Origin of the sequence: Avibacterium sp. 21-595 (assembly GCF_023611905.1) — a bacterium.
Classification (GTDB): Bacteria; Pseudomonadota; Gammaproteobacteria; order Enterobacterales; family Pasteurellaceae; genus Avibacterium.
This window is the reverse complement of record NZ_CP091455.1, coordinates 2,143,749-2,165,818: the sequence shown is the minus strand read 5'-3', so window position 1 is coordinate 2,165,818 and position 22,070 is coordinate 2,143,749. Positions and strand designations below refer to the sequence as shown.

The window sequence follows — 22,070 nt, the reverse complement described above, 5'->3', positions numbered from 1 at the left end:
AATGACAGAACAAACTGAAAATAAAAAACCGGTATTAAGTAAAAATGCGAAACGTAAAAAAGCACTGGGATATTTTATTACTATACTACTTCTCATCGCGATAATTACCAGCGTTTATTGGTTTTTCTTTGTAAGAAATTATGAAGAAACAGAAGACGCTTATGTGTCAGGTAACCAAGTGATGATTTCGTCCCAAGTGAACGGCAACGTAAGCAAAATTAACGTAGATAATATGGATTTTGTCCATACGGGGGACGTTCTTCTTGAGCTTGATGATACGGATCTCAACTTGCACTTTCAGCAAGCACAAGATAATTTAGCCAGTAGTGTGCGTCAAATTGAGCAGTTAGGTTTTACGGTGAAGCAATTGCAATCCATTTTAGATGCAAAAAGCACCGCACTTAATAAAGCAAAAGGCGATTTACAACGCCGTGAGCAGTTAGCTAAAACAGGATCTATTGATAAGGAAACCTTACAACACGCCAAAGACGCGGTGAATATTGCACAAGCGGATCTACAAGCTACACAGAACCAATTAGCAGCGAATCAAGCCTTATTAGGGAATTTGCCGTTACGCGAGCAGCCAGCGGTGAAGAATGCCGTGAGTGCCTTAACCCTCGCGTGGTTGAATTTACAACGTAGCAAAATTGTTAGCCCTGTTGATGGCTATGTTGCACGTCGTAATGTGCAAGTGGGGCAAAAAGTGGCAGTAGGTAGCCCTTTAATGGCAGTGGTATCCAATCAAACAATGTGGGTTGATGCGAATTTTAAGGAAACCCAACTGCGTAAAATGCGAATTGGTCAGCCGGTAAAATTAGTCTTCGATTTATATGGCGATGACGTAAAATTTGATGGCACCGTGAGTGGGATAGAAATGGGAACAGGCAGTGCTTTTTCGCTTCTTCCTGCTCAAAATGCCACAGGTAACTGGATTAAAGTGGTACAGCGTGTGCCAGTGCGGATTGATTTAGATCCTGACCAAATGAAAAAATATCCATTACGGCTTGGGCTTTCTGCCACAGTGGAAGTGAATGTGGCGGATACGCGCGGTAAGGTGTTGCGCGAACCGCGTGCAAGCGAAGTGTTGTATCAAACGCAGGCATTAGATTATGACCTAAGTCCTGTAAATACATTAGCAGAACAAATTATTCAAGCTAATGCAGGTGAATAATATGCAAAAACCTGTTCAAGGTGCCGCACTGGCAGTAATGACGATTGCGCTGTCCCTTGCCACCTTTATGCAAGTGTTAGATTCGACCATTGCCAATGTGGCAATCCCGACGATTGCAGGCGATCTGGGGGCATCGTTTAGTCAAGGTACTTGGGTCATTACTTCCTTTGGGGTTGCAAATGCCGTTTCAATTCCCATTACAGGCTGGCTTGCAAAACGTTTTGGCGAAGTGCGCTTGTTTTTAATTGCTACTGGCTTATTTGTGCTTGCTTCTTGGCTATGTGGTATTTCTCATAGTTTAGAAATGTTGATCTTATGCCGTATTTTTCAAGGACTTGCGGCAGGGCCAATTATCCCACTTTCGCAAAGTTTATTACTGAACAACTATCCCCCGCAAAAACGCAGTATGGCATTAGCATTCTGGTCAATGACGGTGGTTGTTGCACCTATTTTTGGTCCAATTTTAGGTGGTTGGATTAGTGATAATCTGCACTGGGGGTGGATTTTCTTTATTAACGTACCGATTGGATTGTGTGTCATTTTTCTAAGTTGGAAAATTTTAGCTAAGCGAGAAACCAAAACTTATCAGCAGCCTATTGATATGATGGGATTAATTTTGCTTGTTATCGGCGTGGGTTGTTTACAATTAATGCTTGACCAAGGGCGCGAGCAAGATTGGTTTAATTCTACTGAAATTGTCGTGCTTACTGTGATTTCTGCCATTGCATTAATTGCCTTGATTATTTGGGAATTGACTGAGGATAACCCTGTTGTGGATATTTCCTTATTTAAATCACGTAATTTTAGTGTGGGCTGCTTGTGTACTAGCCTTGCATTTTTGATTTATCTTGGTTCAGTTGTCCTAATTCCGCTCTTATTACAACAAGTTTATGGCTATACCGCCACTTGGGCAGGGCTTGCTGCCGCCCCAGTAGGATTATTCCCCATTCTACTTTCGCCTATTATTGGGCGTTTTGGCTACAAAATTGATATGCGAATTTTAGTTACGATCAGTTTTATGGTGTATGCCTTAACTTTCCATTGGCGTGCCGTTACTTTTGAGCCTTCAATGACCTTTGCTGATGTAGCATTACCACAGCTTATCCAAGGAATCGCTGTGGCTTGCTTTTTTATGCCGCTCACCACCATTACCTTATCGGGTTTACCCGCAGAAAAAATGGCATCAGCCTCGAGCTTATTTAATTTTTTACGAACCCTTGCAGGTTCAATTGGTACTTCGCTGACCACCTTCTTATGGTATAACCGTGAGGCAATACATCACACGCAATTTACAGAAGCGATCAATCCTTATAATCTCAACGCCCAAGCTTATTACAACACAATGGCAGAGCTAGGTTTGAGCGAAACGCAAACCTCAATGTCTCTCGCAAGAACCATCACCGCGCAGGGATTTATTATTGGCGCAAATGAGATTTTCTGGTTGTCTGCGATAATGTTTATGTTGCTTTTTATCGTGGTGTGGTTTGCCAAACCGCCGTTTGGTAATAAGCATTAGTAAAGCAATAGAAAGAGTAAGAGCGGTGGAAAATTCAGCATTTTTACACCGCTCTTTTCTTTGATGGAGATTTTTATCTGGAGTGATAAACCACAATCGTTTTGCCGTGAGCTGAAATAAGATGTTGGTCTTCCAACATTTTTAAAATTCGTCCAACGGTTTCACGGGAACAGCCGACCATTTGACCAATTTCTTGACGAGTAATTTTGATCTGCATTCCTTCTGGGTGAGTCATTGCATCTGGCATTTTAGCGAGGTTTAGCAAGGTTTGTGCAATACGCCCTGCCACATCAAGGAAAGCAAGATTGCGAACTTGTCTTGAGGTATTTTGTAAACGACGAGCAAGCTGACCAGATAAATACATTAAAATTTCAGGATTTACTTGAATGAGCTGGCGGAATTTCTTGTAAGAAATTTCTGCCACTTCACACGTCATTTTTGTTTTTACCCAAGCTGAACGTTCTTGACCTTCTTCAAATAATCCCGCTTCGCCAAAGAAATCGCCTTGATTTAGGTAAGTAAGGATCATCTCTTTACCATCTTCATCTTTGACTAAAATAGCCACAGAGCCTTTGATGAGATAATAAAGCGTTTCTGCTTTTTCACCCGCGTGAATAATTGAACTTTTGGTTGGATATTTATGGATATGGCAATGAGATAAAAACCATTCTAAGGTTGGATCCATTGGCGGAGTATGTTGTTCTTGCACGGTGTCCTCCTACATTTATCATCTATGATTTAAGAAATTCCATTTTATCTTTAATATCAATGGATTCGTGTAATTCCGACCAAACAATTACAGCCGTTCCTTGACGTATTTTGGTCAGCAAGTTTTGCGTTTTCTGTTGGAGGGAAAGCTCCTGTTCACCGTAATCTGTCCCTTCACGCAGAATGAAACTTTCTGCAATATTTATGAGCGTTTCTTCTTCTAAATCTTGCCAAGGAATAATCATCATATTACCTAAAAATTGTTATTATGCAAAGTGTACCGCGATAAGTTTCCATTGTTGTTCAAAATTTTGACTAGAATGATGGCGAAAGTTAGAACGAACATAACGCATAAATTGTCCTTCACACAGATTAACAAGATAAGAGGCAATAATCCGTTCATCAAGGTGAAACCCTTTTCCTTCGCGTAATTTTCGCATTTGTAAAATATTCACAAATTGAAATTCTAAACGATCAAAAAATTGCGCAACGCGTGCTTGTAGGAGCGGTTCTTCAAACATTAAGGCGTGTCCGGTAAGAACACGAGTAAGCCCGGGGTTTTTACGTGCAAAATCTAAAATCATTTGCATAATATCTCGCACACGGTTCATCGTGTTTGTTTCATTTTTGATTGAATGGTTGATGCGGCTAAATAAATTACTTTCTAAATTATCAATCAAGGCTTCAAACATTTTGGTTTTACTTGGGAAATAGCGATAGAGCGCGGCCTCCGAAACGCCGACTTCTTGGGCAAGGCGAGCCGTTGTCATCCGTTCCATTCCACGTTCGGAATGAAGCATATGGGTCAGCACGGTGAGGACTTGTAAACGGCGTTCTTTAACACTACGTTTATCACTTTTCGTTATTTTTTCTGTACGTTGTGTCGTGGTGTGCTTTTCTGTGATGGGCGCTGGCTCAATCCCTGCAATTTCTAATTGTTCTTCTACCATATTCCCTCTATTGCTTACCCGAATGCCCAAATCCGCCTTCGCCACGTTCTGTTTCTTCAAAATCATTTACAACGTTAAATTCTGCTTGCACCACAGGAACGAACACAAGTTGTGCAATGCGATCCCCCACTTCCACCTTGAAAGGTTGATCACCACGGTTCCACATTGAAACCATTAAAGGGCCTTGATAATCAGAATCAATGAGACCAACTAAATTACCCAGTACAATACCGTGTTTATGCCCCAGTCCTGAACGAGGTAAAATGACGGCGGCAAGATTAGGATCGGCGATATAAATAGACAGCCCTGTTGGGATGAGCTTCGTTTCACCCGGTTGGATTTCAAAACTTTCTTCCACCAACGCACGCAGATCTAAGCCGGCAGAACCGCTTGTGGCATAAGCTGGCAAGGGAAATTGCGTGCCAATTCGGCTATCTAAAACTTTTACATCAATCTTTTTCATTTTTTTGTTTATTCCTTTCGTTCAAACTGAGCGTAAAATCGTTCCACAATATATTGAGTGAGTTGCCGTGCCAACTCTTTTTTACTGCTGTGTGGTAATTGTTGGTTGCCGTCACGCCAGAAAAGCTGAAGTTGGTTATCATCACCATTAAAGCCTTTTCCATCAGAAACATCATTGGCGCAGATCAGATCCAAATTTTTACGCACTAATTTATCCTGTGCATATTGGGCAACATTTTGCGTTTCTGCGGCAAATCCTACCACAAAAGGACGGTTCTCAGTGAGTGCAGCCACAGCGGCAATAATATCAGGGTTTTTCACCAATTCTAAGGTGAGCATATCATTTCCAGCCGTTTTCTTTATTTTTTGATCGGCGATCTGGGCTACGCGGTAATCTGCTACGGCTGCACAGCCAATGAAAATATCCACTTGTGGTGCAAGTGAAAGGGTAACATCCGCCATTTCTTGAGCAGAAATGACATCAATTCGTTCTACTTGCGCAGGCGTGGACAAATTGACCGGCCCTGCAATTAATTTTACTTTTGCGCCTCGTTTGGCAAAGTCTTCGGCAATAGCAAAGCCCATTTTTCCTGAGCTGTGATTGCTAATATAACGTACGGGGTCAATGGCTTCACGCGTTGGACCTGCGGTAATGGCAACCGTTAAATGGCTGAGATCTTGTTTAGGAAGAAGCATCTCATAAAGTGCGGTGTAAATTTCGGCTGGTTCTGACATTCGCCCGAAGCCCACATCACCACAAGCTTGCTCACCGCTATTTGGTCCGACAGTGGCAATACCACGGGCTTTTAAATTGGTCAAATTTTGTTGTGTGATGGCTTGGCGGAACATTTGCTGGTTCATTGCCGGCGCAAGCAAAATTGGCGCTGCAGTTGCAAGGCAAATGGTGGAGAGTAAATCATTTGCCATTCCTGCATTTAAGCGCGCCATAAAATCTGCACTAGCGGGTGCGATAACAATAAGGTCTGCCCATTTTGCCAGTTCAATATGCCCCATCGCTAACTCAGCTTGAGGATCTAATAGTGATTGAGCCACCGCATTGCCTGAAATTGCTTGTAATGTGAGTGGGGTAACAAATTCAGCCGCTGCTGCGGTAAGTACCACGCGTACTTCTGCTTGGCTTTTGCGTAACAAGCGGATAAGTTCAATACTTTTATATGCGGCAATACCCCCCGTAATGCCGATAACGATACGTTTTCCTTGAAGATCTTGCATTAATTAGCGATCCTTAAATTAAAAGTGCGGTTAATTTTACTGTAATTTTCCTTAATACAAAATCCTATTTTTCGATCAGGATCGCAAAAGTAATGGAGAAACCTATCACAATGTGGTTGTCTATGCTAAAAGTAAGCATAAATTGATTTAAGAGAAAAGAGTACATCATTAAAATGACCGCCTTAATGCCACGAGAAAAATTATTAACATTTGGTGCAGAAGCCCTTGATGACAGCGAATTATTGGCAATTTTTCTACGTACAGGGATCAAGAATTGTTCAGTGATGGAATTATCCCGCTTGGTTCTTCAACATTTTGGATCGTTAAGGCAATTAATCAGTGCGGATCAACACGCTTTTTGCAACGTCAAAGGGTTAGGTATCACGCAATTTATCCAGCTTCAAGCCAGTACAGAGATGACAAAGCGTTATTTGTTACAAGAATTGGAAATGGCACAGGCATTTACCCGTCCTGAACTGGTGCGAATGTATTTGCAAACGGAGCTAGAGCATAAAGAGCGGGAGGTTTTTTTGGTGCTTTTTCTAGATAATCAACATCGTTTAATTAAAAAAGAAGAAATGTTTTTAGGAACAATTAATAGTGCCGTTGTGTATCCTAGAGAAATTGTGAAAACAGCATTATTTTGCAATGCGGCAGCGATTATTTTAGCCCATAATCATCCCTCTGGAATTGCAGAGCCGAGCCATTCTGATCGGTGCATTACTGAAAAGATCCAAAAAGTGGCAGAATTAGTGGAGATTCGGGTATTGGATCATTTTGTGATCGGTAAAGGTTGTTATGTTTCTTTTAGTGAAAAAGGTTGGTTATAGCTGAAGTCTTGCCAGCGCAATGTAACAGAATTGCTGATTTTTTTGTCATTTATTGCGTTAATTAAGTGATTTAGGCTTGAGTATAGCGAATAAAGTGAGTATAATTTGCCACCTTTAATATAGTATGCGGGTCGGTTACAGCGACCTGACGAGGTGGCTTGCAAACCTAGTTTGCAGTAATCCGAACCCTAAGCTCGAGCTTATATTTGATTTATTGGAGATTAATATGTCTAGAGTCTGTCAAGTAACAGGCAAGCGTCCAGCAGTTGGTAACAACCGCTCACACGCAATGAATGCGACACGTCGTCGTTTTCTTCCTAACTTACACACTCACCGTTTCTGGGTTGAGTCTGAAAAACGTTTCGTAACTTTACGCTTAACAGCGAAAGGTATGCGTATTATTGATAAAAAAGGCATTGATGCAGTGTTAGCTGAAATCCGTGCTCGTGGCGAGAAAATCTAAGGAGCTAAAAAATGGCAGCTAAAGGTGCTCGTGAAAAAATCCGTTTAGTTTCAACAGCTGAAACCGGTCATTTCTACACAACAACCAAAAATAAACGTAATATGCCAGAAAAAATGGAGATCAAAAAATTTGATCCTGTTGTGCGTAAACACGTTATTTATAAAGAAGCAAAAATCAAATAATTTGATTTTAATGAATTAGAAAAACCCGACTTGTTCGGGTTTTTTTCTATCTGCGTTTCTTGGATTTTTATTGATTGCCTCTATTTATCTACCTAGTTAATTATAGCGATTTCCATTAGAAACAATATAGCATCATTCGTAAGGAGGAAAAATGCCTGAATTACCCGAAGTTGAAACGACCAAAAATGGCATTTCACCTTATTTGACAGGATTTACCATTGAAAGAATTGTCGTGCGTAACCCTAGATTACGCTGGGAAGTGAGTCCGCAATTGAGTGAGTTTAGACAAGTAAAAGTGAGCCACCTTTCTCGTCGTGCAAAATATTTAATCATTCATACTGAAAAAGGGGCAATCATTGGGCATTTAGGAATGTCAGGCTCTTTGCGTGTTGTGCCACAAGATAGCCCCATTGATAAACACGATCATTTAGATATTGTGATGAATAATGGCAAAGTTTTGCGTTATAACGATCCTCGCCGTTTTGGTGCGTGGCTATATACGGATAATTTGGCGGATTTCCACCTTTTTGCGAAACTTGGCCCCGAACCCCTGTCGGAAGAATTTACCGGAGAGTATCTGTTTAAAAAATCTCGCAAAAAACAGACCGCACTTAAAACTTTCTTAATGGACAATGCCGTAGTCGTTGGTGTAGGTAACATTTATGCGAATGAAACCTTATTTTTATGTGGATTACATCCGCTAAAATTAGCCAAAAATTTGACTAAAGCGCAATGTGAATTGTTGGTTCAAACCATTAAACAAGTGCTTGCCAGCGCGATTCAACAAGGTGGTACAACCTTAAAAGATTTTTTACAACCTGATGGTCGCCCGGGGTATTTTGCTCAAGCATTGCGAGTTTATGGCAATAAAGACAAGCCTTGTCCAAAGTGCGGTACAAAAATTGAAAGTTTAGTCATCGGACAACGTAATAGTTTTTTCTGCCCAAAATGTCAGAAAAAAGGGGGGAAATAGGAAAAAATGCACTCGTATAAAATCAATTAAACAAACGAAGGAAGGCAAGTAAGCCTTCCTTTTTCATTAGGAACGCGAATGGTTAATCCGTTGTAAAATCAAAAATCGGCAATCATAGGGATTATTTTCATCGGCGGGACGATATTGTTCAAATTCAATTTGCCATTCAGCCCAATTAATTTGTGGGAAAAATGTATCCCCATCAATTTCTGCTTGAATCTCAGTAAGATAGAGTTTATCTGCGTGGGGAAGGTATTGTTTAAATAATTCGCCACCACCAATCAGCATTATCTCAGGAAACTCGTTCACAAAATCCAGCGCACTTGTAAAATCACTTTTCCAAATGACACCATCGTACTCAAAGGGAGAGCGAGAAAGCACAATATTGGTGCGTTTTGGTAATGGACGACCGATACTTTCAAAGGTTTTCCGCCCCATAATCACAGGTTTGCCTTGCGTGTTTTGGCGGAACCACGTTAAATCGGCAGGCAAGTGCCACGGCATTTGGTTATTTTTACCAATCACATTATTTTTCGTCGTTGCCACAATTAAACTGAGGGTCATTTGCTTTCCTTTTGATTCTCTTGCTTTGGCTATTATATTACAGGTTTTTGTCGATAGAACAATAAGCCCGGCAATGCCAAACCAAAAACTAATGCCCCTAGAATAAATCCCGTTTTAATAAAATAATCAATCATTTGTGCAAATAACACATCAGAAAAACCATAATGGTGAATTTGCACAATCGCGATCATCGCTTTATAGGCATAAACGCCGGGAATCATCGGGATAATTGCTGCAACTGTAAATACTTTAGGATGAGCAAGATAGCGATGCGATAAATGCACGCCAATAAAACCAATTAAACTGGCTCCAGCAAAGGTCGCAAATACTAACGGTACATCAAAATGCACCAATAAGGTACGCAAGCCGTGTCCTAATGCGCCTAAAATTGCACAATATTTCAATGCCTTAGGGGGAACATTAAAGACTAAGGCAAAGCCCACCGCAGGAATAGCGGCGAAAAACATATCATCTAATAAATTCAGCAACAAGGTCATTTTAATTCTCCCCAATAGGGAATATTTAACAGTGCAAGGGCAAAGACAATACCTAAGCAAGCGCCAAAGGTGAGAATGGTGGCAATGGTCCAACGCCCTAAGCCCATTCCAACGTGGCCTTTGAGAATATCTGCGAGGGAATTAATCAATGGAAAACCCGGCACAAGTAAAAGCACGCTCGAAGCAAGGGCAATTTGCGGATCATTGCCTAATTGATATTTCAACGCCATTCCTGAAATAATTGAGGCGATAAAGGCGGTAATTGAAAAGACAATGATCGGATTATAATGGCGATGAGCAAGGGATTGACGAATAAACATTGCAATTGCAGCAGCAACAAATGTTATCACCGCAATCCTACTATCGCCCCCAGATAAATGGGCAAAACAAGCACAAGATAACCCAATCATTAGCACCACAAGAGAGCGGTTATATTTAAACGGTTTAATTTGCTCAAGGCGTTTTTTCACTTGGTGCAAATCATAAATACGATGCTCAGCCGTAATCACTACGCGTTGCACTTCCGTAACAATATGCATATTAATGCCTTGATCCACATTCTTGCGTGCAGTGGTAATGCAATGATTATGATATAGCGTGGTAATAATCACCGCATTCGGCGTTAAGGCACATTCAACACTATCCATTCCTAAAGCTCGCCCTAATCTATGCGACATTTGTACCACAACCGCACTTTCTGCACCGTGTTGAAGTAGCATTAATGCCACTTTTATACATAATCGTGTTACTTCACGTTGGCGTTCAATATGATTTTGTTCTGACATTTCAATTGCGCTGGGTTGATTAAAAAATGATGCTATTATACCCTGTTTTGAGTAATAAAAATTGTTTTAAATCATACAAAGTGCGGTGAAAATTTAATGAAATTTTTCGCATTTAATGATAGGGTTTGGCGCATTCAACAGTAACAGGAAACTCCCTTATGGAACAAAAGAAAACCATTGTCGTGAAGTTTGGCACAAGTACCTTAACACAAGGTACAACCAAACTTCATCGTCCACATATGATGGAAATTGTACGACAAATCACCCAACTACACCAAGCAGGCTTTCGCATTATCATTGTTACCTCTGGCGCAATGGCGGCAGGACGAGATTATCTCAACCACCCGCAACTCCCGCCCACTATTGCCTCAAAACAATTATTAGCCGCCGTGGGGCAAAGCCAGCTTATTCAAACGTGGGAACAGCTTTTTTCTATTTACGATATTCATATTGGGCAAATTTTGCTCAGTCGTGCCGATATTGAAGATCGCGAGCGTTTTCTCAATGCACGAGACACCCTTAATGCCTTGTTAGATAACGGCATTATTCCCGTGATTAATGAAAATGATGCAGTAGCCACCGCCGAGATTAAAGTTGGTGATAACGATAATTTATCGGCGCTTGTGGCGATTTTGGCACAAGCTGAACAACTTTATTTGCTCACCGATCAGCAAGGCTTATTTGATAGCGATCCAAGAAACAATCCGCAAGCGAAATTGCTTTCAGTGGTGGAAAAAATCACCGATGCGATTCGCCAAATCGCAGGCGGAAGTGGCACAAATCTTGGTACAGGTGGAATGTCCACAAAAGTGATCGCCGCAGATGTTGCCACCCGTTCAGGTGTGGAAACCATTATCGCACCGGGTAATCGCCCAAATGTAATTGTGGATCTGGCTTACGGCGAAAATATCGGCACCAAATTTACCGTGCAAACGGATCGCCTTGAAAGCCGTAAACAATGGCTTTTTGCCGCGCCATCAGCAGGCACGATTATCATTGATGAAGGTGCAACAAGTGCGGTGCTAATGCAGCATAAATCCTTACTTCCAGCAGGCATTGCACAAATCGAAGGGCGTTTTTCTCGTGGCGAAGTGGTAAAAATCCAACAGCCTAACGGCAACGTTATCGCCCTTGGAATTCCTCGCTACAACAGCGATGCGTTAAATTTAATTAAAGGCAAAAAATCACAAGAGATTCCACAAATTTTGGGCTATGAATACGGCGCTGTCGCGGTACATCGTGATGATATGGTGGTGTTGTAGAGGTATTTTGGAAAAAACTACCGCACTTAGAAAAGAGCGGTAGTGTTATCACGTTTTTTATTCTAAGGCATTTTCCCAAAAGCTATCTTGATGCCAATTCTCAGGCATTCCCATACTAAACAAAGCGGGTTGAGGGTATTTATCTATTAGTCCCTTTAATCGTTTTGCCCAACTGAATTTAAGGTTTACGATATAGTATTTCAGGAACGGTTAATCTCCCTCTACTTAGTTTTTTAATCTTAAATTGATACTCAATCCACTGCCGATAAGGCTGATTTTTCTTGCTTATTCCACCGTATTTTTGCCACTCTGGATGATTAGGGGTATCAGGCAAACATTCTGGCTCAAGGGCGATACCTTGATAATCTTGGTAAGTTCCCCCTAAACGAGTTGGTGTGCCAGCCAGATAATTTCCTGTGTAGATTTGTAACGCTGGCTGCGAGGTGGAAACGCTAAGGGAAATTTGGCGATTACTAGAATGCAATATGGCACAAGGCTGTGTGCCATTGAGTAAAAAGGCGTGATCGTAGCCTTTAGTAAGTCGTTGTTCTTGCTGTAAAAAATCTTGAGCAATCATTTTTGCTTGGCGAAAATCAAAACTTGTGCCTTGCACCGCTTTGAGAGGGGCATTCGGAATACCTTGTTGATCAACCGGTAAGAATTGCTCACTATTAAGTTGTAACCAATGTTGGCGTACATCTGCGCCAGCGCTGGCATCATCTAAATTAAAATATGCGTGGTTGGTTAAATTAAGTGGCGTATCTTGATCACAAATGCCCTCAAATTCAATACGTACTTGATTTTTTTCAGTTAAACGATAAGTCACCTTCACCTGTAAATTACCGACAAAGCCCTGATCGCCATTGGCAGAAAAAAGGGAAAATTGAACAAAATTATCACCGCACTTTTCTACTTGCCAGCGACCTTTGTCAAACCCTTTACCGCCGTGAAGTTGATGTTTGCCTTGATTAGCATTGAGATAAATCGTTTTACCATTTAAGCGAAAGCGACTATTGGCGATGCGATTAGCATAACGCCCCACCGTTACCCCTAAATAGGCTTGCTGTGTGAGATAATCCTGTATATGGCAACCTAGCAGTACTTCTTGTAATTGATTATTCACGGGGATTTTACAAGAAAGCCACGTCGCCCCCCAATCCATTAATTGAATGCACATTCCTTGTTGATTGGTTAGCGTAAATAGCTTAAAGGGCTTGCCATCTGGCGCAAGCCCGGTGTGCGATTGTCTTAACATACTGAAACCCCTTGTGAGGCGGTGCAAACATAGAAATCTTCTTTTAGCCCTGTTTGTTTTTCATAATTTTCGCTAATAAGCTGGCGTACCGCTGCAACTTTTTCTTGTGGCGCAACCACCACAATACAGCCACCAAAACCGCCCCCTGTCATTCTCGCCCCGCCTGTGTTGCCAACGGCAAGTTGAGCGAGTTCGACTAAGTAATCAATTTGTGGCACGGTAATTTCAAAATCATCACGCATTGACTCGTGAGATTGTGCCATTAATTTCCCCAGTTTACTGAGATCGCCTTGTTTTAAAGCCTCAACCGCAGCAAGCACACGGGCATTTTCAGTAATAACGTGCTTGGCTCGCTTGGCGACGATAGGATCAAGTGCGGTAAGTTTTTCTTCCATTTTATTGAACTGTTCCACTGACACATCTCGCAAGGCTTTCACGCCAAAAAACGCGGCGGCTTTTTCACATTGTGTGCGACGAGTATTGTATTCACCGGCGACTAAATCGTGTTTAACGTGAGAATTAACAATCATCACAGCTACATCATTTGGTACAGGCGTGGGTTGGGTTTCAAGACTGCGGCAATCGATCATCAGTAAATGATCTTTTTGCCCAAGGGCAGAAATCAGTTGATCCATATTGCCACAATTCGCTCCAACGAATTGGTTTTCTGCTTGCTGACCGATCAACGCCAATTGAGTATCGCTAAGCGGAAGCTGGGCAAGCTGTTGGCAAAATTTGCCGATAGCCACTTCCAATGAAGCGGAAGAACTTAGCCCAGCAGAAAGTGGCACATTACCACTAATCACCAAATCAGCCCCTTGCTGGAAATGAGGACATTGCGCTTGAATAAATTTCACCACCCCACGCACATAGCCCGTCCACTTATGTGCAGGATTTGTTTCAATGGGCTTGGCGAGATCAAATTCATCAAACGCATCAAGATCAGCGGCATAAACCCGAAATAAGCTATCATCACGCTTTGCACCACATACTGCCGTGCCATAATTAATGGCGCAAGGCATCACAAAACCGTCATTGTAATCCGTATGCTCACCAATAATATTAACGCGCCCAGGAGCATAAACACGGAGATCAAAAGTGCGGTGAAATTTTTCAGAAAATAAGTGTTCTGCACGTTGTTGTGGGGTCATTGATTGTCTCCTTCTTTTGATTTAGCGTAATTTGTAATGAATATCGCTTAAAGCCCGTAATCTTTCTGCGGCTTGTTCTGCGGTGAGATCACGTTGGCTTTCCCCAAGCATTTCATAGCCCACCATAAATTTTCGCACCGTAGCAGAACGTAATAATGGGGGATAAAAATGGGCGTGTAGTTGCCAATGTTCATTTTCTTTGCCGTTAAATGGCGCAAAATGAAAACCCATTGAATAAGGGAAAGAGGTTTCAAACAGATTATCATATTTGGTGGTCAGCAATTTCAAGGCAAGTGCCAAATCTTGCTGTTGCTCAGGGCTGAGTTGTGCAAAATTTTTACGATGTTGTTTAGGGAGTAATAAGGTTTCAAATGGCCATACCGCCCAATAAGGCACAAGGGCAACCCAATGTTTGGTTTCCACCACAATACGTTCTTTCAGTGCCAATTCTCGTTGTACATAATCCACCAATAGCACTGAACCGTATTTTTCAAAATAACGCTGTTGAGCCAGATCTTCCTGCGCCACTTCATTGGGAAGAAAACTGTTCGCCCAAATTTGCCCGTGTGGGTGTGGATTTGAACAGCCCATTGCCGCCCCTTTGTTTTCAAAAATTTGTACCCAATGGTAACGCTGACCTAGCTCATTGAGTTGAGCTTGCCACACATCAATTACATCAGCAATTTCTTCTACGCTCAGTAAGGGTAAGGTTTTGCTGTGATCAGGTGAAAAACAAATGACACGACTTTCCCCTTCTGCCGCGGCGGTTTGAAACAATGGATCATCACTAGGTGCGGGCTTAGGTGTTTGTTCTAACAAGGCAGAAAAATCATTTTTAAAGACAAAAGGTTTGTGATAATCAGGATTTTGCTCACCCGTAATACGCTTATTACGCGGACAAAGATAACAGTTAGGATCATAGCTTGGTTTTTGCGCTTCTTCATTTTTCTCTTGCTGACCTTGCCACGGACGTTTTGCGCGGTGGGGAGAAACCAGCACCCAACGGTCAATCAATGGATTATAGCGGCGGTGTGGATGATCTGCCGCAACAAATTGTTCAGACATAATTATTCTCCCTTATCAAAAAGATGAAAGCGGTTACAAAAAGAAACTGCTATAAAATAGCAGATTGCCAAAAATAAACTATTAACTAGATCACAAATTGAGAAATAAGTCGTCTTTTTTTGTGATGGAGTTTTCATTTTTTAAAGTAAGCGTTTTCAATTAGAAAAAATTCTTTATATGATAAGTGCGGTATAAATTTTTTGCATTTTTAGGGGAGAAGATGATTACAATTCGTGATGTAGCAAAACAAGCGGGGGTTTCCGTCGCAACGGTTTCTCGTGTGCTGAATAATCATTCTTCCGCCAGTGAGAAAGCCCGTCTGGCGGTACAAAAAGCGGTGCAGGAACTTGGGTATCACCCTAATGCAAATGCACAAGCGCTCGCCCTGCAAAACACGGAGACCATTGGCGTGGTGGTAACCGATGTTACCGATCCTTTCTTTGCGATTTTAGTTAAAGCGGTGGATAAAGTGGCGGAACAGCATCAAAAAAGTATTTTGATCGGCATTGGTTATCATAATGCGGAAAAAGAACGCCGTGCTATTGAAACCTTGCTACGCAAGCGTTGTAGTTGCTTAGTGGTTCACACCAAAGCCTTGAGTGATGAAGAATTAAGCCAATATTTAAGTCGCATTGCGGGAATGGTGGTGATTAATCGTGTGGTGAAAGGCTATGAAAACCGTTGTGTGAGCCTTGATAACACCAAAGGCACGTTTATTGCCACAGAAAGTTTAATTCGCCTTGGGCATAAAAATATTGGCTATATTGGTTCTAATCATCAAATTAGTGATGCACAAGAGCGAATACAAGGTTATCTCAATGCTTTGGAAAAGTATGCCTTACCTTATGCTGAACATCGTATTGCCTACAGTTCGCCTGACTTTGAGGGTGGTGAACAGGCAATGATTCATCTACTGAGCTACAATTCTGATTTAACCTCCGTCGTCGCCTATAACGATACAATGGCAGCAGGAGCAATTTCCGTATTAAATGAAAACAATATCAACGTGCCGAAACAATTTTCCATTATCGGGTTTGATGATATGCCCATTGCCCGCTATTTGATCCCTAAACTTACTACCATTCGCTATCCGATTGATTTAATGGCAACTTATGCGGCTAACTTAGCGTTAAGTTTGGTGGATAACCGCATTAATACACCGATTCATACGCAATTTAATCCAACCCTAGTCAGACGATTCTCCACAGAACCTTGTGATTAATTTATGATCACCGTCACATTTTTAAACATTTTTTTGTAATCGTTTCCATTAATGTGAGAGGGATCACAGTCTTAACAATTATTTTTCGTTATGCTCTGTTCTGTTATTGAATTTATTTCATAACAAATCCTTGTGCTGTATGAAATAAATTTAGCAGTATGCACAACCTCTTTGCGATTGTTTAATCCATTTAAGGAGCTATCTATGAAAAAAATGCTATTAAAAACCACCGCACTTGCTGTGGGCTTAGGTCTTGCTGCAACAACAGCACAAGCGGTGAACCGAATTGGTGTAACGATTTACAAATATGACGATAATTTTATGTCTTTAATGCGTCAAGAAATTGATAAAGAAGCGAAAACACTTAAAGACGTTGAATTATTAATGAACGATTCACAAAATGCCCAATCCGTGCAAAATGACCAAGTAGATGTGTTGATCTCTAAAGGGGTGAAAGCCCTTGCCATTAACCTTGTGGATCCCGCGGCTGCGCCAACCATTATTGGCAAAGCAAAAGCGGAGGATATTCCAGTGGTGTTCTTCAATAAAGATCCGGGCGCAAAAGCCATTGGAAGTTATGAACAGGCTTATTATGTGGGGACAGATCCAAAAGAATCTGGCGTCATTCAAGGACAACTTATCACCAAGCACTGGAAAGCTAATCCAGCTTTTGACTTAAATAAAGACGGTAAAATTCAATATGTACTGTTAAAAGGTGAACCCGGTCACCCAGATGCAGAAGCACGAACTAAATATGTGATTGAAGAACTCAATAAAAATGGCATTGAAACCGAACAGCTTTTTATTGACACAGGAATGTGGGACGCAGCATTAGCGAAAGACAAAATGGACGCGTGGTTATCCAGCTCTAAAGCGAATGATATTGAAGTGATTATTTCTAATAATGACGGTATGGCAATGGGTGCATTGGAAGCCACCAAAGCACACGGTAAAAAATTACCGATCTTCGGTGTGGATGCCCTGCCTGAAGTGTTGCAACTGATCAAAAAAGGGGAAATGGCAGGCACCGTGTTAAATGATGGCGTAAACCAAGGTAAAGCTGTGGTGCAATTAGCCAATAACTTAGCTAACGAAAAACCCGCGACAGAAGGCACACAATGGAAATTAGAAAGTAAGGTTGTGCGTATTCCTTATGTCGGCGTCGATGCAGATAATCTAAATGAATTTCTAAAATAATATGCATTATATATAGGGGGAGAATGGCTCCCCTTTTCTATGAGGTTGGCTATGAAAGAACATACACCAATGCCACAACACCAAGAGATTTTACTGACAATGACCAATGTAAGTAAAACCTTCCCCGGTGTTAAAGCCCTAGATCGGGCAAATCTCACCGTCCGTTCACATTCTGTTCACGCCTTAATGGGAGAAAATGGGGCGGGCAAATCCACCTTACTTAAATGCCTATTTGGTATTTATGCTAAAGATGAAGGGGAAATTCTCTTTTTAAATCAACCTGTTAATTTTAAAACATCAAAAGAAGCGCTAGAAAATGGCATCTCAATGGTTCATCAAGAACTCAATTTAGTTCGGCAACGCAATGTAATGGATAATCTTTGGTTAGGACGCTATCCGCTAAAAGGCATTTTTGTCGATCACGCTAAAATGTATCACGATACCAAAGCGATTTTTGATGAATTGGATATTGATGTAGATCCGAAAGAAAAAGTGGCAAATCTCTCTGTTTCACAAATGCAAATGATTGAAATTGCAAAGGCTTTTTCTTACAACGCAAAAATTGTGATTATGGATGAACCCACTTCCTCCCTGTCAGAAAAAGAAGTGGAACATTTATTTAAAATCATCGAAAAACTCAAAGCACGAGGCTGTGGGATTATTTACATTTCGCACAAAATGGACGAAATTTTCAAAATTTGCGATGAAATCACTATTCTGCGTGATGGCAAATGGATCAACACCGTGCCAGTCAAAGGCAGTACAATGGACGAAATTGTGGCAATGATGGTAGGGCGTGAGCTAACTCAACGCTTTCCTGCAAAAACCAATACTCCACAAGAAGTCATTTTAGAAGTGGAACATCTCACTGCACTCAATCAACCGTCTATTCAAGATGTGAATTTTCAGCTTCGTAAAGGGGAAATTCTAGGGATTGCAGGGCTTGTAGGGGCAAAACGCACCGATATTGTGGAAACCATTTTCGGGGTACGCGAACGTAAAGCGGGTGAAATTAAATTGTACGGAAAAACAATGAAAAATCGCACCGCACTTGAAGCGATTAACAATGGTTTTGCTTTAGTCACAGAAGAACGTCGCTCTACGGGCATTTATGCCAACCTAAATATTGAATTTAACTCGTTGATTTCAAATATGAAATCCTATTTAGGTCGATTAGGTTTATTAAGTGGCAACAAAATGAAAAGCGACACCCAATGGGTGATTGATGCAATGAATGTGAAAACCCCTTCACACAAAACCACCATTGGTTCGCTGTCTGGCGGAAATCAACAAAAAGTGGTGATTGGGCGTTGGTTGCTCACCCAGCCAGAAATTTTAATGCTTGATGAACCCACTCGAGGCATTGATATTGGTGCAAAATTTGAAATTTACCAATTGATTATGGAACTTGCCAAAAAAGAGAAAGGCATCATTATGATTTCTTCCGAAATGCCCGAACTGTTAGGCGTAACCGACCGAATTTTAGTGATGAGTAACGGAAAAGTGGCGGGCATTGTAGAAACTGCCAAAACCTCACAAGAAGAAATTCTGCAACTTGCAGCGAAATATCTCTAATTTAGAAGGAAATGAATTATGTCAGCTTTAAAATCGAATAAATCGCTTGATTTCCTCAAACAAAATGCCATTTATTTTGTCCTCTTAGTCTTGCTTGGCATTATTATTATGCAAGATCCAAGCTTCTTAAGCTTACGAAATTTCAGTAATATTCTGACCCAATCTTCGGTTCGTTTAATTATTGCACTCGGTGTTGCAGGCTTATTGGTTACACAGGGAACCGACTTATCCGCTGGGCGTCAAGTGGGCTTGGCTGCGGTAATCTCTGCCACACTTCTGCAAGCAATGGATAATATGAACCGTGTTTTCCCTGATTTAGGTGAAATCCCGATTCCTGTGGTGATTTTAGTTGTCTGCTTTGTTGGCGCAATCATTGGCTTGGTTAATGGTGTAGTTATTGCTTACCTGAATGTTACCCCATTTATTGCCACAATGGGAACGATGATCATTGTTTATGGTATCAACTCGCTTTATTACGATGCCGTTGGCTCATCACCAATTGCAGGTTTTAATGAACAATTTTCAACCTTTGCTCAAGGTTTTTTCAGAATAGGAAGTTTCAAATTATCCTATATCACCATCTATGCAGCAATTTGTGCCGCTTTTGTTTGGGTGCTATGGAATAAAACGCGTTTTGGTAAAAATATTTTTGCCATTGGGGGAAATCCAGAAGCCGCTCGTGTGTCAGGGGTGAATGTAACCCGTAACCTTGTTGCCATTTATATGATTGCAGGAATATTTTACGCATTTGGGGGGATGCTGGAAGCAGGACGTATCGGCAGTGCAACCAATAACCTTGGTTTTATGTATGAACTTGATGCCATTGCAGCTTGTGTCGTGGGAGGTGTTTCTTTTGCAGGTGGGGTGGGTACCGTAATGGGCGTTATTACCGGCGTGCTTATCTTTACTGTCATCAATTATGGTTTAACCTACATCGGCGTAAACCCTTACTGGCAATATATTATCAAAGGAAGCATCATCATCTTCGCTGTCGCCATTGACTCGCTTAAATATGCGAAGAAAAAATAGCGACAGTGCAGAAAAAACTTGTGAAAAAAACACCGCACTTAATTCTTCTCTTCCCCTCTTTATAAAAGAGGGGAAGCTATTTTTAGGAATAACAAACCGTATCACTGTGCCGATTTACTGCACTGATTGAGTTGGCAATATCTTCGTTGATTTGTACGTCTATCAGCCGTATAATTCTTGTTAGAGATTTAATTTATGGAGAGGAAAAATGATGAAGGCAATGGCAAAAGCAAGATTGGAAGCTAAAGTAAATTTAGATATATATCAAATAATTAAGCAAGCAGCAGCAATTTCAGGGCGAACATTAACTGACTTTGTTGTGAGTGTTGCTTACGAAGAAGCTAAAAAAACGATTTCAGAGCATCAAGTTTTACATTTAACATTAAATGATCAAGCATTACTTATTGAAAGTTTAAGTAAACCATTTGAGCCTAATCAATCAATGAAAAACGCACTTGATTTGTATCAAGAATATTTATCTACCTCCAAGGAGGTTAAAGTGAAATGATAAATAAGAACTTAAAAGATTTACGAGTGCTTCCCTTAGAGGAATTACAGATTAAGAGAAATACTTTTTCTTGTTGTAATAAAGAATTAGAAAAATATTTTTACCAGTATGCTTCTCAAGATGTAAAAAAGGGATTGGCAAAATGTTTTGTACTTATAGATGAAAAACAATCCAACATTATTGGATACTACACCTTATCCGCATTGTCTGTATCTGTTTCAGATATTCCGCAAGAAAGAGTTAAAGGTATTCCATACCCTAATATTCCGGGGGTGTTAATTGGGCGATTAGCCATTGCTGATTATTTTCAAAAGCAAGGATACGGAAAATTTTTGGTTGTAGATGCGATGTACAAGATAAAAAACACGAATGTAGGTGCTGCAATTTTAGTTGTTGAGGCAAAAGATGATAATGCTTTTTTATTTTATAAAAAATTAGGTTTTATCGAATTTAAAGATCTCGAGATAAAGCATAGAAAATTATTTTATCCGCTTACAAAAATCATTAAATAGATGAAAATCCCCTCCTAAGAGGGGATTTTCATTTGTATTATACGATCTAAATAAACGTTGATTGTGTTATCCCACAGGTAGGGGCGGACCGATGTATCCGCCCGAAATAAGATGGATTTCATTCCACACCCAACGGGCAGACACATAGGTCTGCTCCTACATTGGTGTAACAATTCTGGTTATTGAAACAAAAGAGAACCATACGATTTGATTTTATAAACGATAAGGTGCTATCCCATATGTAGGGGCGGACCGATGTGTCCGCCCGAAATAGACGAATTTCATTTCACACCCAACGGGCAGACACATCGATCTGCCCCTATATTGCTGCAACAATTCTGGTTATTGAAACAAAAGAGAACCATACGATTTGATTTTATGAACAATAAGGTGCTATCCCACAGGTAGGGACGGATCGATGTATCCGCCCGAAATAGATGGATTTCATTTCATACCCAACGGGCAGACACATCGATCTGCCCCTACATTGCTGCAACAATTCTGATTATTAAAACAAAAGAGAACCATACGATTTGATTTTATAAACGATAAGGCGTTGTTTCACAGGTAGGGACGGATCGATGTATCCGCCCGAAATAAGATGGATTTCATTTCACATCCAATGGGCAGACACATTGGTGTAACAATTCTGTTTATTGAAACAAAAGAGAACCATACGATTTGATTTTATGAACAATAAGGTGCTATCCCATAGGTAGGGACGGATCGATGTATCCGCCCGAAATAGATGGATTTCATTCCACACCCAACGGGCAGACACATAGGTCTGCCCCTACATTGCTGCAACAATTCTGGTTATTGAAACAAAAGAGAATCATACGATTTGATTTTATGAACAATAAGGTGCTATCCCACAGATAGGGACGGATCGATGTATCCGCCCAAAATAATATGGATTTCATTTCACACCCAACGGGCAGACACATCGGTCTGCCCCTA

The 22,070-nt window shown here is 40.9% G+C and carries 24 protein-coding genes; 13 read left to right on the top strand and 11 right to left on the bottom strand.

Annotation, left to right across the window (positions count from 1 at the left end; genetic code table 11):
• The first annotated feature begins 1 nt into the window (after window position 1).
• Together L4F92_RS09985 and L4F92_RS09980 are read left to right on the top strand one after the other, a co-directional pair.
• A complete protein-coding gene (locus L4F92_RS09985) occupies window positions 2–1,171 on the top strand; it encodes an EmrA/EmrK family multidrug efflux transporter periplasmic adaptor subunit (protein ID WP_250363607.1) in 1,170 nt (389 codons plus the stop codon).
• A gap of 1 nt (window position 1,172) precedes the next feature.
• A complete protein-coding gene (locus L4F92_RS09980) occupies window positions 1,173–2,687 on the top strand; it encodes a DHA2 family efflux MFS transporter permease subunit (RefSeq protein ID WP_250363606.1) in 1,515 nt (504 codons plus the stop codon).
• Window positions 2,688–2,760: 73 nt separating this feature from the next.
• Here L4F92_RS09980 and crp read toward each other — a convergent pair whose 3' ends face one another.
• The 5 genes from crp to coaBC form a co-directional block, all read right to left on the bottom strand.
• A complete protein-coding gene (crp, locus tag L4F92_RS09975) occupies window positions 2,761–3,396 on the bottom strand; it encodes a cAMP-activated global transcriptional regulator CRP (RefSeq protein ID WP_265748352.1) in 636 nt (211 codons plus the stop codon).
• Window positions 3,397–3,418: 22 nt separating this feature from the next.
• Entirely contained in the window at window positions 3,419–3,640 is a 222-nt protein-coding gene (locus L4F92_RS09970; RefSeq protein WP_250351642.1) for a YheU family protein, read from the bottom strand.
• Between the two features lie 21 nt (window positions 3,641–3,661).
• Window positions 3,662–4,261, bottom strand: coding sequence for a nucleoid occlusion factor SlmA (slmA, locus tag L4F92_RS09965; protein ID WP_250364596.1), 600 nt, complete (start codon window positions 4,259–4,261; stop codon window positions 3,662–3,664).
• A gap of 91 nt (window positions 4,262–4,352) precedes the next feature.
• The gene (gene dut / locus L4F92_RS09960) at window positions 4,353–4,808 is read right to left on the bottom strand and encodes a dUTP diphosphatase (RefSeq protein WP_250363605.1); all 456 of its coding nucleotides are present in this window, start codon (window positions 4,806–4,808) and stop codon (window positions 4,353–4,355) included.
• Window positions 4,809–4,816: 8 nt separating this feature from the next.
• Window positions 4,817–6,040, bottom strand: coding sequence for a bifunctional phosphopantothenoylcysteine decarboxylase/phosphopantothenate--cysteine ligase CoaBC (gene coaBC / locus L4F92_RS09955; RefSeq protein WP_250363604.1), 1,224 nt, complete (start codon window positions 6,038–6,040; stop codon window positions 4,817–4,819).
• A 173-nt stretch (window positions 6,041–6,213) separates the two neighbouring features.
• Here coaBC and radC point away from each other — a divergent pair, with 173 nt between their 5' ends.
• From radC to mutM, 4 genes are all read left to right on the top strand, one after another.
• Window positions 6,214–6,870: a RadC family protein gene (gene radC, locus L4F92_RS09950; RefSeq protein WP_250363603.1), complete on the top strand. Its 657-nt coding sequence runs from the start codon at window positions 6,214–6,216 to the stop codon at window positions 6,868–6,870.
• 226 nt (window positions 6,871–7,096) lie between these two features.
• Window positions 7,097–7,333, top strand: a complete 237-nt coding sequence (gene rpmB, locus L4F92_RS09945; RefSeq protein ID WP_011608297.1) for a 50S ribosomal protein L28 — start codon at window positions 7,097–7,099, stop codon at window positions 7,331–7,333.
• Between the two features lie 11 nt (window positions 7,334–7,344).
• Entirely contained in the window at window positions 7,345–7,515 is a 171-nt protein-coding gene (gene rpmG / locus L4F92_RS09940; RefSeq protein WP_005542835.1) for a 50S ribosomal protein L33, read from the top strand.
• 151 nt (window positions 7,516–7,666) lie between these two features.
• Window positions 7,667–8,488, top strand: a complete 822-nt coding sequence (mutM, locus tag L4F92_RS09935; protein WP_250363602.1) for a bifunctional DNA-formamidopyrimidine glycosylase/DNA-(apurinic or apyrimidinic site) lyase — start codon at window positions 7,667–7,669, stop codon at window positions 8,486–8,488.
• Window positions 8,489–8,554: 66 nt separating this feature from the next.
• Here the strand turns inward: mutM and folA are convergent, their stop codons facing one another.
• From folA to L4F92_RS09920, 3 genes are read right to left on the bottom strand one after another with little or no spacing between them, the layout of a single operon-like run.
• Window positions 8,555–9,052, bottom strand: a complete 498-nt coding sequence (folA, locus tag L4F92_RS09930) for a type 3 dihydrofolate reductase (RefSeq protein WP_250363601.1) — start codon at window positions 9,050–9,052, stop codon at window positions 8,555–8,557.
• Between the two features lie 32 nt (window positions 9,053–9,084).
• Window positions 9,085–9,549, bottom strand: a complete 465-nt coding sequence (locus L4F92_RS09925; protein ID WP_250351572.1) for a threonine/serine exporter family protein — start codon at window positions 9,547–9,549, stop codon at window positions 9,085–9,087.
• Window positions 9,546–10,334, bottom strand: a complete 789-nt coding sequence (locus tag L4F92_RS09920) for a threonine/serine ThrE exporter family protein (RefSeq protein ID WP_250363600.1) — start codon at window positions 10,332–10,334, stop codon at window positions 9,546–9,548. The genes L4F92_RS09925 and L4F92_RS09920 overlap by 4 nt, the downstream gene beginning before the upstream one ends.
• Before the next feature lie 158 nt (window positions 10,335–10,492).
• Between L4F92_RS09920 and proB the strand changes: the two genes are divergently transcribed.
• Window positions 10,493–11,596, top strand: a complete 1,104-nt coding sequence (proB, locus tag L4F92_RS09915) for a glutamate 5-kinase (protein WP_250363599.1) — start codon at window positions 10,493–10,495, stop codon at window positions 11,594–11,596.
• Window positions 11,597–11,774: 178 nt separating this feature from the next.
• On the opposite strand, the gene galM is transcribed toward proB, so the two are convergent.
• From galM to galT, 3 genes are read right to left on the bottom strand one after another with little or no spacing between them, the layout of a single operon-like run.
• Window positions 11,775–12,851: a galactose-1-epimerase gene (galM, locus tag L4F92_RS09910; protein WP_250363598.1), complete on the bottom strand. Its 1,077-nt coding sequence runs from the start codon at window positions 12,849–12,851 to the stop codon at window positions 11,775–11,777.
• On the bottom strand, window positions 12,845–14,002 hold the full coding sequence (gene galK, locus L4F92_RS09905; RefSeq protein WP_250363597.1) for a galactokinase: 1,158 nt from the start codon (window positions 14,000–14,002) through the stop codon (window positions 12,845–12,847). Before galK ends, galM begins: the two co-directional genes overlap by 7 nt.
• Before the next feature lie 21 nt (window positions 14,003–14,023).
• Window positions 14,024–15,067 (bottom strand): galactose-1-phosphate uridylyltransferase, encoded by a 1,044-nt coding sequence (gene galT, locus L4F92_RS09900; RefSeq protein ID WP_250363596.1) that lies wholly within the window; start codon window positions 15,065–15,067, stop codon window positions 14,024–14,026.
• A 220-nt stretch (window positions 15,068–15,287) separates the two neighbouring features.
• Between galT and L4F92_RS09895 the strand changes: the two genes are divergently transcribed.
• The 6 genes from L4F92_RS09895 to L4F92_RS09870 all read left to right on the top strand — a co-directional run bounded on the left by L4F92_RS09895 (window position 15,288) and on the right by L4F92_RS09870 (window position 21,110).
• Window positions 15,288–16,289 (top strand): substrate-binding domain-containing protein, encoded by a 1,002-nt coding sequence (locus L4F92_RS09895; protein WP_250363595.1) that lies wholly within the window; start codon window positions 15,288–15,290, stop codon window positions 16,287–16,289.
• A 204-nt stretch (window positions 16,290–16,493) separates the two neighbouring features.
• Complete coding sequence (gene mglB / locus L4F92_RS09890) at window positions 16,494–17,486, top strand: galactose/glucose ABC transporter substrate-binding protein MglB (RefSeq protein WP_250363594.1); 993 nt, start codon at window positions 16,494–16,496, stop codon at window positions 17,484–17,486.
• 69 nt (window positions 17,487–17,555) lie between these two features.
• Window positions 17,556–19,061: a galactose/methyl galactoside ABC transporter ATP-binding protein MglA gene (gene mglA, locus L4F92_RS09885; protein ID WP_442778856.1), complete on the top strand. Its 1,506-nt coding sequence runs from the start codon at window positions 17,556–17,558 to the stop codon at window positions 19,059–19,061.
• Window positions 19,062–19,079: 18 nt separating this feature from the next.
• Window positions 19,080–20,090 carry a galactose/methyl galactoside ABC transporter permease MglC gene (gene mglC, locus L4F92_RS09880; protein WP_250351581.1) on the top strand — a complete coding sequence of 337 codons (1,011 nt, stop codon included), beginning with the start codon at window positions 19,080–19,082 and terminating at the stop codon, window positions 20,088–20,090.
• 208 nt (window positions 20,091–20,298) lie between these two features.
• On the top strand, window positions 20,299–20,598 hold the full coding sequence (locus L4F92_RS09875) for a type II toxin-antitoxin system TacA family antitoxin (RefSeq protein WP_250351582.1): 300 nt from the start codon (window positions 20,299–20,301) through the stop codon (window positions 20,596–20,598).
• Window positions 20,595–21,110 (top strand): GNAT family N-acetyltransferase, encoded by a 516-nt coding sequence (locus tag L4F92_RS09870; protein WP_250363592.1) that lies wholly within the window; start codon window positions 20,595–20,597, stop codon window positions 21,108–21,110. Before L4F92_RS09875 ends, L4F92_RS09870 begins: the two co-directional genes overlap by 4 nt.
• Window positions 21,111–22,070: the final 960 nt, after the last annotated feature.

Coding starts and splice junctions, on each gene's coding strand:
- L4F92_RS09985 (WP_250363607.1), top strand. CDS start 2: ATGACAGAACAAACTGAAAATAAAAAACCGGTATTAAGTAAAAATGCG.
- L4F92_RS09980 (WP_250363606.1), top strand. CDS start 1,173: ATGCAAAAACCTGTTCAAGGTGCCGCACTGGCAGTAATGACGATTGCG.
- L4F92_RS09970 (WP_250351642.1), bottom strand. CDS start 3,640: ATGATTATTCCTTGGCAAGATTTAGAAGAAGAAACGCTCATAAATATT.
- dut (WP_250363605.1), bottom strand. CDS start 4,808: ATGAAAAAGATTGATGTAAAAGTTTTAGATAGCCGAATTGGCACGCAA.
- coaBC (WP_250363604.1), bottom strand. CDS start 6,040: ATGCAAGATCTTCAAGGAAAACGTATCGTTATCGGCATTACGGGGGGT.
- radC (WP_250363603.1), top strand. CDS start 6,214: ATGACCGCCTTAATGCCACGAGAAAAATTATTAACATTTGGTGCAGAA.
- rpmB (WP_011608297.1), top strand. CDS start 7,097: ATGTCTAGAGTCTGTCAAGTAACAGGCAAGCGTCCAGCAGTTGGTAAC.
- rpmG (WP_005542835.1), top strand. CDS start 7,345: ATGGCAGCTAAAGGTGCTCGTGAAAAAATCCGTTTAGTTTCAACAGCT.
- mutM (WP_250363602.1), top strand. CDS start 7,667: ATGCCTGAATTACCCGAAGTTGAAACGACCAAAAATGGCATTTCACCT.
- folA (WP_250363601.1), bottom strand. CDS start 9,052: ATGACCCTCAGTTTAATTGTGGCAACGACGAAAAATAATGTGATTGGT.
- L4F92_RS09925 (WP_250351572.1), bottom strand. CDS start 9,549: ATGACCTTGTTGCTGAATTTATTAGATGATATGTTTTTCGCCGCTATT.
- L4F92_RS09920 (WP_250363600.1), bottom strand. CDS start 10,334: ATGTCAGAACAAAATCATATTGAACGCCAACGTGAAGTAACACGATTA.
- proB (WP_250363599.1), top strand. CDS start 10,493: ATGGAACAAAAGAAAACCATTGTCGTGAAGTTTGGCACAAGTACCTTA.
- galM (WP_250363598.1), bottom strand. CDS start 12,851: ATGTTAAGACAATCGCACACCGGGCTTGCGCCAGATGGCAAGCCCTTT.
- galK (WP_250363597.1), bottom strand. CDS start 14,002: ATGACCCCACAACAACGTGCAGAACACTTATTTTCTGAAAAATTTCAC.
- galT (WP_250363596.1), bottom strand. CDS start 15,067: ATGTCTGAACAATTTGTTGCGGCAGATCATCCACACCGCCGCTATAAT.
- L4F92_RS09895 (WP_250363595.1), top strand. CDS start 15,288: ATGATTACAATTCGTGATGTAGCAAAACAAGCGGGGGTTTCCGTCGCA.
- mglB (WP_250363594.1), top strand. CDS start 16,494: ATGAAAAAAATGCTATTAAAAACCACCGCACTTGCTGTGGGCTTAGGT.
- mglA (WP_442778856.1), top strand. CDS start 17,556: ATGCCACAACACCAAGAGATTTTACTGACAATGACCAATGTAAGTAAA.
- mglC (WP_250351581.1), top strand. CDS start 19,080: ATGTCAGCTTTAAAATCGAATAAATCGCTTGATTTCCTCAAACAAAAT.
- L4F92_RS09875 (WP_250351582.1), top strand. CDS start 20,299: ATGATGAAGGCAATGGCAAAAGCAAGATTGGAAGCTAAAGTAAATTTA.
- L4F92_RS09870 (WP_250363592.1), top strand. CDS start 20,595: ATGATAAATAAGAACTTAAAAGATTTACGAGTGCTTCCCTTAGAGGAA.